The sequence below is a fragment of the Paenibacillus sinopodophylli genome, assembly GCF_005930355.1.
Lineage (GTDB): Bacteria > Bacillota > Bacilli > Paenibacillales > Paenibacillaceae > Pristimantibacillus > Pristimantibacillus sinopodophylli.
On sequence record NZ_VDBO01000002.1, the window covers coordinates 404,580 to 417,103 of the forward strand.

At 46.7% G+C, this 12,524-nt stretch carries 9 protein-coding genes; 7 read left to right on the forward strand and 2 right to left on the reverse strand.

The window, feature by feature from the left end:
• Positions 1 to 195 precede the first annotated feature (195 nt).
• The 6 genes from glgB (at position 196) to gntK (ending at position 9,720) form a co-directional block, all read left to right on the forward strand.
• On the forward strand, positions 196 to 2,103 hold the full coding sequence (gene glgB, locus FGT79_RS13750; protein WP_138753367.1) for a 1,4-alpha-glucan branching protein GlgB: 1,908 nt from the start codon (positions 196 to 198) through the stop codon (positions 2,101 to 2,103).
• A 16-nt stretch (positions 2,104 to 2,119) separates the two neighbouring features.
• On the forward strand, positions 2,120 to 3,286 hold the full coding sequence (locus tag FGT79_RS13755) for a glucose-1-phosphate adenylyltransferase (RefSeq protein ID WP_138753368.1): 1,167 nt from the start codon (positions 2,120 to 2,122) through the stop codon (positions 3,284 to 3,286).
• A complete protein-coding gene (glgD, locus tag FGT79_RS13760; protein ID WP_138753369.1) occupies positions 3,283 to 4,395 on the forward strand; it encodes a glucose-1-phosphate adenylyltransferase subunit GlgD in 1,113 nt (370 codons plus the stop codon). The genes FGT79_RS13755 and glgD overlap by 4 nt, the downstream gene beginning before the upstream one ends.
• Positions 4,396 to 4,502: 107 nt before the next feature.
• Positions 4,503 to 5,963 carry a glycogen synthase GlgA gene (glgA, locus tag FGT79_RS13765; protein ID WP_138753370.1) on the forward strand — a complete coding sequence of 487 codons (1,461 nt, stop codon included), beginning with the start codon at positions 4,503 to 4,505 and terminating at the stop codon, positions 5,961 to 5,963.
• The gene (locus FGT79_RS13770) at positions 5,948 to 7,933 is read left to right on the forward strand and encodes a glycoside hydrolase family 15 protein (protein ID WP_138753371.1); all 1,986 of its coding nucleotides are present in this window, start codon (positions 5,948 to 5,950) and stop codon (positions 7,931 to 7,933) included. Before glgA ends, FGT79_RS13770 begins: the two co-directional genes overlap by 16 nt.
• Before the next feature lie 263 nt (positions 7,934 to 8,196).
• The gene (gene gntK / locus FGT79_RS13775) at positions 8,197 to 9,720 is read left to right on the forward strand and encodes a gluconokinase (protein WP_171056257.1); all 1,524 of its coding nucleotides are present in this window, start codon (positions 8,197 to 8,199) and stop codon (positions 9,718 to 9,720) included.
• 71 nt (positions 9,721 to 9,791) lie between these two features.
• Here the strand turns inward: gntK and FGT79_RS13780 are convergent, their stop codons facing one another.
• Entirely contained in the window at positions 9,792 to 10,676 is an 885-nt protein-coding gene (locus tag FGT79_RS13780) for a LysR family transcriptional regulator (protein ID WP_138753373.1), read from the reverse strand.
• Positions 10,677 to 10,871: 195 nt separating this feature from the next.
• Here FGT79_RS13780 and FGT79_RS13785 point away from each other — a divergent pair, with 195 nt between their 5' ends.
• Positions 10,872 to 11,903 (forward strand): YeiH family protein, encoded by a 1,032-nt coding sequence (locus FGT79_RS13785; protein ID WP_138753374.1) that lies wholly within the window; start codon positions 10,872 to 10,874, stop codon positions 11,901 to 11,903.
• Positions 11,904 to 12,076: 173 nt separating this feature from the next.
• Here the strand turns inward: FGT79_RS13785 and FGT79_RS13790 are convergent, their stop codons facing one another.
• Positions 12,077 to 12,508: a spore germination protein GerPE gene (locus FGT79_RS13790; RefSeq protein WP_138753375.1), complete on the reverse strand. Its 432-nt coding sequence runs from the start codon at positions 12,506 to 12,508 to the stop codon at positions 12,077 to 12,079.
• Positions 12,509 to 12,524 lie beyond the last annotated feature (16 nt).

Genomic DNA, 12,524 nt, shown 5'->3' on the forward strand with positions numbered 1-12,524 from the left:
CATTATTACATCCAACGCGTAATGGCAACGAATCAGAGCAATGTTACGTAATCTGACATGGTTTAAATTAAACTGTCGAAATCTATGAAAACGACTGTGTTTTTTTCATCAAACCATGTATAATGTGGATAAAGTATTGCAAGCTCTGCTGATTCTGACTCGTCATTGATCATCCAACAGGGGGTGAAACCAAGAATGGTTCAAACGGCACCTAACGGGCTTTCGCATCAGGACTTATATTTGTTTAATCAAGGCAGTTCCTACCACAGTTACCGTTTTATGGGTGCTCACCTCGTCCGAATGGACGGTAAAGATGGCGTTCGATTCACAGTTTGGGCTCCGCAGGCACAAGAAGTGCGAGTCATCGGCGATTTCAATCAATGGATTGGTATTTCACACACCATGGCAAGAATTGATGCAACAGGCATTTTTTCTTTATTTATTGCTGGCATTGGTGAAGGTCAAGTATACAAATACGAGATCGTGACTTCTGAAGGCAGTGTGATTAGGAAAGCTGATCCGTACGCTTTTTCTGCAGAGCGCCGGCCTGGAACTGCATCGGTCATCACCCAGTTAGGCGGATATAAGTGGAAGGATTCCGCTTGGAAAAAAAAGAATCAAAAGCTACCGGCCTACACGAATCCGCTGCTCATTTATGAGGCGCACGCTGGGTCATGGAAAATTAAAGGAAAAGAAGATTTTTTTACGTATGACGAGCTGGCAGAAGATCTCATTCCTTACGTGGCTGATATGGGTTATACGCATATTGAGCTGATGCCGCTAGCCGAACATCCTTTGGACCAGTCATGGGGCTATCAGATTACAGGCTTCTATGCTGTAACGAGCCGTTATGGCACACCAAAGCAACTCATGCGTTTCGTTGACAAATGTCATCAGTCAGGCTTAGGTGTCATACTGGATTGGGTACCTGGACATTTCTGCAAAGACGACCACGGATTACGCCTTTTTGACGGTACGCCCATCTTCGAAGGTGCAGATGCCAAACGTGCTGAGAAGCCGCTCTGGGGCACGCTTGCTTTCGATTTCGGCAAGGATGAAGTCGTCAGTTTTCTCATTTCCAATGCGATTTACTGGATGGATATGTACCATATTGACGGTTTGCGGGTAGATGCAGTTGCCAGCATGATTAATCTGCATATGGACAAACCGCCCGAAATGTTTACTTACAACTATCTAGGCGGTTCAGATAATCTGGATGCTCTCCGCTTCATCAAGAAGCTCAATGAAACCGTGTTTCATTATTACCCCGATACGCTAATGCTTGCAGAGGATTCTTCCTCGTGGCCCGCTGTTACGGCACCGACCTACAAGGGGGGCCTTGGATTCAATTTTAAATGGAATATGGGCTGGATGAACGACATGCTGCGCTATATGGCGCTTGATCCGTCCGAACGCTCAAGCCACCACCATCTCATCACTTTTTCGCTCCTTTATGCTTTTTCAGAAAACTACGTACTACCGCTCTCGCATGACGAAGTTGTGCACGGAAAACGCTCGTTATTAAACAAAATGCCCGGAAGTTACGAAGAAAAATTCGCCCAATTGAGGCTTTTTTATGGTTTTTGGATGACTCATCCTGGCAAGAAGCTGTTATTTATGGGCAGCGAATGGGGCCAGTATGACGAGTGGAAAGACGGCGATATGCTCGATTGGATGCTGCTGGAATACGATATGCATAAAAGCATGCACCTTTACGTAAAATCGCTAAATCACCTATACGTCGATCAGCCCTCGCTCTGGGAGCGTGATAGTAAGCACGACTGCTTTGAATGGATCGATGTTCATAATGCAGAGCAATCCGTCATCTCCTTTATCCGCCGCGGCAACTCTGATTTCACAGTTATTATTGCCAACTTCTCTAAAAATGATTATGGGGAGTATCGTATTGGTGTTCCAGAGCAAGGCACTTATCGCTCTTTAATAAATAGCAATGATCATTTGTTTGGCGGTACAGAATTAATTTCGAATCGAAGCTACATCAGCGAGAAAGTTTCTTGGCACGGCCAAGAACAAAGCATTACGCTTCATTTACCCCCCTTGGCATTCCTGTTCATCACCTTAGATTCGGGGAACACACATTGAGAGGGAGTTGGTGTCCATGGGCCGTAAAGAAATGATCGCTATGCTGCTCGCAGGCGGTGAAGGTAAAAGGTTAGGTGTACTTACGAAGGATTTGGCGAAGCCAGCTGTCTATTTCGGCGGAAAATACAGAATTATTGATTTCACGCTGAGCAACTGCGCACATTCAGGTATTGATACAGTAGGCGTGCTGACCCAATATCAACCGCTTGAGCTCAATCGATATTTAGGAATCGGAAGCCCTTGGGGCTTGGATCGCCGGGACGGCGGCATGACGATATTGCCTCCGTTTATGAAGCAAAAAGGCGGCGTGTGGTACAAGGGTACAGCGAACGCGATCTATCAGAATATGTCTTTCATAGAACCGTATAATCCGGAGTATGTGCTGATCATTTCAGGTGATCACATTTATAAGATGGACTATGAGCTTATGCTTCAGCATCATAAGCGTTCGGGTGCTGACGTTACGATTGCAGGGATTGAAGTGGATTGGAAGGAAGCCAGTCGATTTGGCGTGATGCATATCGATGATGAAGATCGGATAACGGCATTTGAGGAAAAACCAAAAAATCCAACAAGCAATATTGCTTCGATGGGTGTATATATATTCACGTGGTCGGAGCTTCAAAAATATTTGATATATGATGAATCAAGCCGCACTTCGAGCCATGATTTCGGTAAAGATCTCATTCCTGCCATGATGAGAGATGGGAAGAAACTGCATTCGTATCCGTTCAAAGGCTATTGGAAGGATGTCGGTACAATCGAGAGTTTATGGGAAGCGAACATGGATCTCCTTGCCGATGAGCCGCCTCTTGAACTTGCAGATAATGAATGGCGAATTTACTCCGTAAATCCGAATCAACCTGCCCAGCATATTGGTGCACAAGCAGAGGTTTCTGCTTCGTTAATTACGGAAGGATGCTTAATTGAAGGTGTTGTTGAGCGATCCGTATTATTCTATGGTGTCAAGGCTGGGAAGGACACGTTTATTTCGGAATCTGTCATTATGCCTAATGTGAGGATTGGCGAAGGCGCACGCATCTATCGGGCTATTATTGGTGAAGGTGCGGTCATACAGGCCGGCGTAACGATTGGAAGTCCTGATGATAATGCAATTACAGTTATTGCTGTGGATCAATATGTGACAAACGATCATTTGCTGCAGGAGGTGGAGCATTCATGAAGCATAAAGTTATGGGCGTCATTAATTTAATCCATGAGACGGATGAGTTGGAACGTCTAACGCAAGGCCGCTGCCTTGCAACCGTGCCTTTCGGTGCTAGGTACCGCCTAATTGATTTTGTCTTGTCCAGTATGGTCAATTCCGGCATATCGAAGGTAGCTGTGTTCGCACATACCAAGTATCGCTCGCTCATGGATCATCTCGGATCGGGCAAACATTGGGATTTGCAGCATCGCCAAAGCGGGTTGTTCGTTCTTCCTCCAGCAACAGATGATATTCAAGAAATTAGCCGCGGCGATCTTTATCATTTCTATCAACAGCGTGACTATTTCAACCGTGCCTCGTTAGATTACGTGGTCATTACTCGCAGCCATATGGTCTGCAATATCGATTTCGAGAAGGTGATCCAATTCCATCTCGAACGCGAAGCTGACATAACGGTCGTATGTAAGCAACAGCAGGACCTGCTCTCCGGAAAAGCTCGCAAAGTGAAACTAAATGAGGATGGTCGAATTACCGCAATTCAAGATCATTATGGCCGCATGTCTAGCGATATCAGCTCTATGGAGATGTATGTTATGCGCAAGGATCTGCTGATGGAGCTGGTTGAGACATCGCTCGCTCAGGGACAGGATCATCTTGTACGTCATGCTATTTTCTCAAGATTGGACCAATTGAATGTTTATGGTTATATGTATGAAGGTTACTTAGGCGTTGTGAATACGCTAGGCAGCTACTACCGTAATAGTATGAATTTGCTGGATGCGGATGTGTGGAAAGAGCTCTTCTATCAGCCAGGTCCTATCTTCACGAAGGTTAAGGATGAGCCGCCTGCCAGGTACTTGGGAAGCTCGAATGTGACGAATTCGCTTATCGCTAACGGCTGCCGGATTGAAGGCACTGTCACGAACAGCATTTTGTTCCGCGGCGTGCATGTACAGAAGGGAGCTGTCGTAAGCAACAGCATCGTGATGCAGAATGGCATTATTGGTGAAAACAGCTTCTTACAGCACAGTATTTTAGACAAGGACGTTCAGGTAGAAGCAGAGCGGGATATAAGAGGAGCGGCAAGTTCGCCGTTTCTAGCTGGGAAACGAAAAATAATATAAGTGAAGTTTATTGCCGCGAATCATGCGATACACCGAGACAGGAACTGATCCGTTTCCGATTGGGTTGATGCAATGCTGATGCGGCGTCCATAAGAAAGGAGAATCCTATGAACATATTGTTCGCAACCTCAGAGGCGGTGCCCCTTGCTAAGACAGGCGGACTTGCTGACGTTGCAGGGGCGCTCCCTAAGGCGCTGAATAAGCGGGGCGTTGATACCAGAGTCGTTATGCCGAAATATGATGAAATACCTGCCGCGCTCATTGGGCAGTTTGAGCAAGTTGCTCATTTCCGAGTTTCGTTCAGCTGGCGCAATCAATATTGCGGCTTGCTGAGAGCTGAATTTGACGGCGTCACTTATTATTTAATCGATAATGAGCATTATTTCAAGCGCAAAGGTCTTTATGGCTACGGGGATGATGCAGAACGATTCGTTTTTTTCTGCTTTGCCGTTATGGAGGCAGTGCGCTACATGGATTTTCATCCGGATATTGTGCATTGCCATGACTGGCAGACCGGATTAATCCCGTTTCTTCTCAAAACAAGATATTACTACGATCCTGCATGGGCGTATACCAAATCGGTGTTTACGATTCACAACTTGAAGTATCAAGGGTTGTTCGGCATTGATTTGCTCATGGACTTGCTCGGCGTTGGGCATGACATGTTCCAAGCTGACAGCTTGGAGTTTAACGGTGCTGGAAGCTGCATGAAGGGCGGACTCGTCTATGCAGACAAGCTGACGACGGTAAGCCAAACCTATGCCGAAGAAATCCAAACCGAATATTTTGGCGAGAAGATGGATGCCCTTCTGAGATACCGATCACAGGATTTGATTGGCATTGTGAACGGCATTGACGATGAACTGTTCGATCCGATGAATGACAGTACGCTAGAGGTTCCGTATCGAAACTCATTGAGCCGGAAGCGGAAAAACAAGGTAGAGCTCCAGCGTGAGCTTGGATTGCCGTTGTCGGAAGAGATTCCACTAGTCGGAATTGTATCAAGGTTAGTGGAGCAGAAGGGATTTGATCTCATCGCAGCAACGCTTGAAGAGCTGCTGCAGGATGACGTACAATTTGTTCTGCTTGGTGCAGGAGATGCGAAGTACGAGCAATTTTTCAATGATATTGCTTATCGCTATCCTAATAAATTTAAGGTGTGGATTGGTTATGATGATAGACTTGCCCGCAGAATTTATGCAGGCTCGGACATCTTCGCGATGCCTTCTCAATTCGAACCATGTGGATTAAGTCAGCTTCTAGCGCTGCGCTATCGTTCCGTACCGGTTGTTCGCGAGACAGGCGGACTAAAGGACACGGTACAAGCCTACAACGAATATACTGGCGAAGGAAACGGCTTCAGCTTTGCCCATTACAATGCGCATGATTATATGCACACCGTGCGCAGAGCGCTTGCTCTTTATCGTGATGAGGAAGTCTGGAAGCAGATCGTGAGCAATGGCAGTAATGAAGATTACAGCTGGAATCGCTCCGCCAAAGCCTATATATCAGTCTATTCACAACTCTTAGCGCACCGAAAGGAGAAAGAATCATGGCCCGTCATCTAGTTATCGGCAACGGAAAGATGCTCCTTAATTTGGATCAACACTGTTATATCAGAGATATTTATTATCCATTCGTCGGACAGTTAAACCACGTAGGCGGTCAATATTGCCGCTTAGGTGTATGGGTTGAGGGTGCTTTTAGCTGGTTGGATGAGCCTGAGTGGAAGTTTGATTTGGATTATATTGACGACTCCTTGGTAACAAATATTACCGCAAAGCATGATGGCTTAGGCATTGAGCTTCATATGAACGATGGTATTCACCAGCGGGAATGTATCTATATCAAACGGGTTGTTGTGCGCAACAAAACGGATGTTGCGAAAGAAGTTCGGTTGTTCTTCCATCAGGATTTGATGATTGATGGTTCAGAGGTTGGCGATACGGCGGTCTATTACCCGGAAAACCATACTCTGTATCACTACAAGCGGAATAACTATTTCATGTTTAACGGCTTCTCGGATGAGGGAGGCATGACGCAATACTCAACGGGGATCAAACGATTCCAGTCGGCTGAAGGGACATGGCGCGACGCAGAGGATGGTGTTCTGATGGGCAATTCCATCGCACAAGGCTCTGTTGATAGTACAATCAGCTTCCGCACCGTCGTTCCGCCGCAAAATGAAAAATCGGTTTATTATTGGATGTCCATTGGCCAGAATCTCGAAGAGGTGAAGGAACTGAACCAATATGTTCAGGATAATCATCCGGAGAAGCTGCTCAGTCGAATGGTCGTTTACTGGAAGCACTGGCTTCGCAGAGCTGAGACCGATCTTGGGGATTTGCCGCATGACGTTGTCAAAATGTTCAAGCAGAGCCTATTGCTTGTTCGTACACAGGTGGATGAGCGCGGAGCGATATTAGCCGCGAATGACACAGATATTTTGCAATATAATCGTGATCATTACAGCTACATGTGGCCGCGTGACGGCGCATTGATTGCTGATGCGATGTCAATGGCAGGGTATCAAAGCGTTATTGCACCGTTCTTCCATTTCTGTGCGCAAGCTTTATCACCTGATGGCTACTTGTATCATAAATACAATCCAGACGGAACGGTGGGCTCCAGTTGGCATCCATATATCGTTCAGGGAAGCCGACGGCTCCCGATTCAAGAGGATGAAACAGCGCTTGTCCTATTCGCTTTGTGGAAGGATTATTCGCGGAACCAAGTGATTGAGCTTCCTCAATCATTGTATAGCAATCTGATCCGCAAGGCAGCTACATTCCTCAGCTCGTATATTGAACCTTCGCTCTCGCTTCCGAAGCCGAGCTACGATTTGTGGGAGGAGCGCTACGGCATATGGACGTACACGGTGGCGTCGGTGTATGGCGGCCTGATGGCTGCATCCTTCTTCACGGATTTGTTCGGTGATTATGAGCGAAGCGATCATTATAAGAGCACAGCAGAGATGATCAAACAAGGTATGATTACTCATCTGTGGGATGAGGAGTCCGGTCGCTTCGCTCGAGGCTTAATCCAGAAGGATAATCGTTGGGTGAAGGATATGACGCTGGAGAGCAGCTTGTTCGGCGTGCTGGAGTTTGGCGTACTTCCTGTAGACGACTATCGGGTAGTTCAGACAATGCTTGCGATTAAGGAAGGACTGCAGGTCAAGACGCATATCGGCGGAATTGCTAGATATACGAATGATTATTACTTCCAGCAATCAGGGGAAATCGATAAGGTACCGGGAAATCCATGGATCATTTGTACGCTATGGGTTGCGAACTTTGAGATTGATTCCGCGAAGACGCTTGAGGAGCTTGAAGGACCTCGTCAAACGCTGCAATGGGTATCGGATCATGCCTTGCAAAGCGGTATGCTCCCTGAGCAACTGAATCCGTATGATGGATCGCCATTATCTGTCGCGCCGCTTACGTGGTCGCATGCGACGGTTGTGCACAGCGTGAGCAAGTATGCTGAGAAATACAAACAGCTGCGATTGGCTAAAGAATCGAATAATGGTTTCTAGAACGGATATGAATGAATAACAGGTTAACAGCCCGTATGCTGCTAAGCAGCATACGGGCTGTTTTTTTGCCATGTTGTTGCATGGCAAATACGATACACTAATGTGAGTATGGGCAGAAGATTCACTACGTGAAGATAGGTTTCTATCACTTGTAATGGATTGAATAATGACAACAAGAGCGGTATTGTTATAGTTAAATAAAGCAGAATAGCAGTTCGATAAAGGCTATTGAAATAGGAGGAACGGAATTGAGTACAAAATTTGTGATCGGCGTAGATATCGGAACGACGAGTACGAAGTCTGTATTGTTTACAGCGAACGGGGCTATCGTATCCAGCCATGGTATAGAATATCCGCTGCATTCGCCATCGCCGGCGATTGCAGAGCAGAACCCGGAGGAAATCTTTAACGCGGTAATCGCAACGATCAGACATGTTATGCGAAGCAGCAACGTCCAGCCTGATCAAATTTTATGCGTTTCATTCAGTTCGGCTATGCACAGCGTGATTGCTGTCGATCAAGAAGGGCTGCCGATAACGAATTGTATAACCTGGGCGGATAATCGCAGCATGGAATGGGCGAATAAGATCAAGAACGAATGGAATGGCCATCAAATCTATTTGCGTACGGGTACTCCAATCCATCCTATGTCCCCGCTATCAAAGCTCACATGGCTTCGACATGATCATAAGGAGCTGTTTGACCGTGCGTTTAAGTTTATTTCTATAAAAGAGTACGTGTTCTTCAAGCTGTTCGGCAGGTATGTCATCGATTATTCGATCGCTTCTGCAACGGGGCTGTTTAATCTGGTCAACCTACAATGGGATGAAGAGGCAATAAGAGTGGCTGGAGTGACGCCGGACCGATTGTCTGAGCTTGTGCCAACGACGTATAAGCTTGAAGGATTGTCTGAGATGTATGCGCAGCAAATGGGCTTGCCTGTCTCGACCCCATTTGTCGTAGGTGCAAGCGATGGCGTTCTCTCGAATCTTGGCGTTAATGCGATCGAGCCAGGTGTTGTTGCGGTAACGATTGGAACGAGCGGGGCAATTCGAGCTGTGACGGACAAGCCTGTGACCGATCCTAAGGGCAGAATTTTCTGTTATGCATTGACGGATCAGTTATGGGTAATCGGCGGACCTGTCAATAACGGCGGTATGATCTTCCGATGGGTGCGAGATCAGATCGGCAGCGAAGAAGTCAGTATTGCAAAGCAACAGGGAATCGATCCTTACGAGCTGCTGACGGATATGGCGGCAAAAGTGAATGCGGGATCGGACGGCTTGATATTCCATCCTTACTTATCGGGAGAGCGTGCTCCTCTCTGGGATGCGAATGCACGAGGCTCCTATTTCGGGCTGGGCCTGCACCATAAGAAGGAGCATCTCATTCGCGCAGCTTTGGAAGGCGTTATTTTTAATTTGTACAGTGTGCTGATGGCGCTTGAGGAGCTGACCGGTAAACCTAAGAAAATACAAGCAACAGGCGGATTTGCAAGATCAGAGGTATGGCGTCAGATGATGGCTGATATATTCGATCAAGAACTTCATGTACCTGAGAGTATCGAGAGCTCCTGTCTAGGAGCTGTTATTCTTGGCTTGTACAGTATAGGAGAGATCGATTCGCTCTCTGTTGTGGAGCAAATGGTCGGCGGATCACATTTCCATCTGCCGAATAAAAAAAATGCCGAGGTATACGCGGAGCTAATGCCTATGTATATACGGATTTCAAAGCTTCTGACAGAGGAATATGCAAGCATTGCTGCTTTCCAGCAAAAATATGTTTAACAAAAAAACAGCCGAGCAGCTCGGCTGTTTTTTTGTTAGAGAACGGTGCGAATTTAGTTACCAGGCGCTGCTCAGTTCCCGTCAGCCAGTAATTTTTGGATGAGCATCGTTAACGCCATCGAAGTGGGTGCTTCCTTATGACGAATAATAGAAAATTGCCGCTCATACCGAGCATGCTGAATAGTCAATTCGCTTAGTTCTCCCGATACTAATTCTTTCCGTACGATCCATCTAGAGAGCAGAGCAATGCCTAGGCCCGCGAGTACCGATTCCTTTACGCTCTGACTGCTATTGAAAACATAAGCACGTTTTTGAGAGAGCTGTGTACTGACGAAAAATTGATCGCTGAAGGCACGTGTGCCTGAGCCGTTTTCCCTTAGTACCCAAATTTGATTATGCAGTTGATCAGCATCAATAATTCGAGAGGAAGCTAGCGGATGTGCAGCAGGAGCAACGACAATCATCTCATCTGTCATGAACGGAGTTACGCTTAGATCCGAGGCATGTGCCTCGCCTTCAATTAGACCGACATCGAGCTTGTTAGCGCGCACGGCTTGAACGATCTCTCCCGTATTCCCAATTGTCGTCTGCATGGCTACGAGCGGATACTGCGCTGCAAATGCCGCGATCCGTTTGGGGAGCACATATTCGCCAATTGTGAAGCTGGCTCCGATTTGGAGAGAGCCAGTCACTTCATCTTGAAGGAGCTGGATATCCTGCCTTGCATCTGCATACAAAGATAACATTTGCCTCGCTTTCTGATACAAGAGATCCCCCGCTTCTGTCAAACGCACATGCTTAGGAGAACGATGCAGAAGCCTCACTCCAAACTCGTTCTCCAAATTCTGGATATGCTGGCTGACACCGGGCTGTGAGAGGTTTAACAGTTCTGCGGCTCTCGAAAAGTGACGCTGCTCTGCAACCGTAACGAATACACGTAATGCATCAACAATCATAATCATTCCTCATTTTTCCCTCTAATTTTTATCTTAATATCGTAATCATATCGTCTTTTCAATAAGATAACCATTCTAATCATAAGTTTTTATAATGATAGAGATAGAGAATGCGTATTTCACAATAAGCTGACTGGGCCGTATAGTGAATGCAAACAGATCGGCGGAGCTGATCATCATCCAGAGGTGAACGAGATGAATACCAAAAGTGCCACCACCTATCCCACCTATAGCGGTTTTAGTTTGTCAGCAGGAGTAGGCTTGACGTTTCTCATTGCAATTGCTGCAAAATATGTTGTGCTTCTTCCACTCTTCAACATAATGGGGCAGATGGTCGTTGCTATTCTAATAGGGATGGTTTTGCGATCATGGGCTATAGTACCGGCAGTGGCGAATAGCGGAATCGTTTTCTCCAGCAAAAGACTACTGCGGGTTGGCATTATATTGCTAGGCATGCGTTTGAACCTGCTCGATGTCATTCATGCCGGTCCGAAGGTGATAGTGATTGCGGCTGTTCATGTCGTATTTACGATATTCGTCGTATATGGACTGAGCAAGTGGCTGGGAATCGGCAGCAGGTTAGGGCTCTTGACAGCATGCGGTACGGCGATCTGCGGGGCAGCTGCTGTTGTAGCTCTCGCGCCGCAACTGAAAGCAAACCAAAACGAAACGGCGATCAGTGCAGCTACGGTAGCTATTCTGGGCACTCTGTTTACGATCGCATATACAGCTTTGTATCCGGTACTTGGTTTAAGCGCAGCAGGCTATGGATTATTCGCGGGATCAACGCTGCATGAGATTGCCCATGCGGTTGCTGCTGCGGCACCAGGCGGACAGGCAGCTGTTGATATGTCTGTCATGATTAAGATGACACGCGTAGCGATGCTTATCCCTGTCGCGCTTGTAATTGGGTTCTGGAACAGTCGCAAGTCGGGTACAAACGAGAGAATGAAGCTGAAGAGCTTCCCGATTCCATGGTTCATTGTTGGGTTTCTTGCAATGAGCGCAATTCATACACTAGACATTATTCCTGCTGCGATTACGGAGCAAATGATTGCTGCGGCATATTTGCTGCTTGCAATGGCTATGGCTGGTCTTGGCCTCGGTGTCGATATCGTATGGTTCAAAAAATTAGGAAAAAAACCATTTGTCGCTGGACTTATTGGATCAATCATGCTCGCAGGACTTGGGTTTATTCTTATTCATCTGTTTCATATTGCTAATTAGCTGTATGTATGGATGGAATCTGAATGTAATGGAAATCAAATATGCCAGCGCATGGAGAGAGTGCTTGCGCTGGCATTAATATGGACTTGTAACCTAAGTGGATTACCAATTATGCGAGCAGCGAATAGATAGGTACACTGGTGACAAGCATGAAAGTGGATTTGGAACCGAACTTAGCATCCCAAGGGAGGAACTGGTCTTGGACGCGGGTATTGACGAATATGTTTGATTCGCGATTCACCTCGCAACTGCATACCGTTGCCGATCTGGATACTTGCGGAGGACCCGGCTGCAATGACTTGTATATGTCCTACCGTTATGTTTGGCGAGCAGTTCACGCGAATAACCGAGAGGAATTGTTCGGCAGACTCTTCAGATTCACTGAAACTAGGCAGCGGTCGATAAAACAATGGGTAGGATTCGAAAAATACATCGCCAGATGTCGTATGATCTTGTTGTCGCTGCAGAGCAAGTGCTCGTATACGGCCATTTGTCTCAGCACGGTCACCGAACTGGATTGTACCGGCTTGGGCAACGCTTATAAGACAGATTGTGCCGACGCTTGCGGTTCGTATGGGGTACGTATGATCTGCTTGGATATTCATGCGCGTGCAGCGCCTC

What these genes read in the sequence shown, in the direction of transcription:
- FGT79_RS13790 (WP_138753375.1), bottom strand. Translation starts at nt 12,508, where the DNA reads ATGAATATCCAAGCAGATCATACGTACCCCATACGAACCGCAAGCGTC.
- FGT79_RS13780 (WP_138753373.1), bottom strand. Translation starts at nt 10,676, where the DNA reads ATGATTGTTGATGCATTACGTGTATTCGTTACGGTTGCAGAGCAGCGT.
- FGT79_RS13770 (WP_138753371.1), top strand. Translation starts at nt 5,948, where the DNA reads ATGGCCCGTCATCTAGTTATCGGCAACGGAAAGATGCTCCTTAATTTG.
- glgD (WP_138753369.1), top strand. Translation starts at nt 3,283, where the DNA reads ATGAAGCATAAAGTTATGGGCGTCATTAATTTAATCCATGAGACGGAT.
- FGT79_RS13785 (WP_138753374.1), top strand. Translation starts at nt 10,872, where the DNA reads ATGAATACCAAAAGTGCCACCACCTATCCCACCTATAGCGGTTTTAGT.
- glgA (WP_138753370.1), top strand. Translation starts at nt 4,503, where the DNA reads ATGAACATATTGTTCGCAACCTCAGAGGCGGTGCCCCTTGCTAAGACA.
- glgB (WP_138753367.1), top strand. Translation starts at nt 196, where the DNA reads ATGGTTCAAACGGCACCTAACGGGCTTTCGCATCAGGACTTATATTTG.
- FGT79_RS13755 (WP_138753368.1), top strand. Translation starts at nt 2,120, where the DNA reads ATGGGCCGTAAAGAAATGATCGCTATGCTGCTCGCAGGCGGTGAAGGT.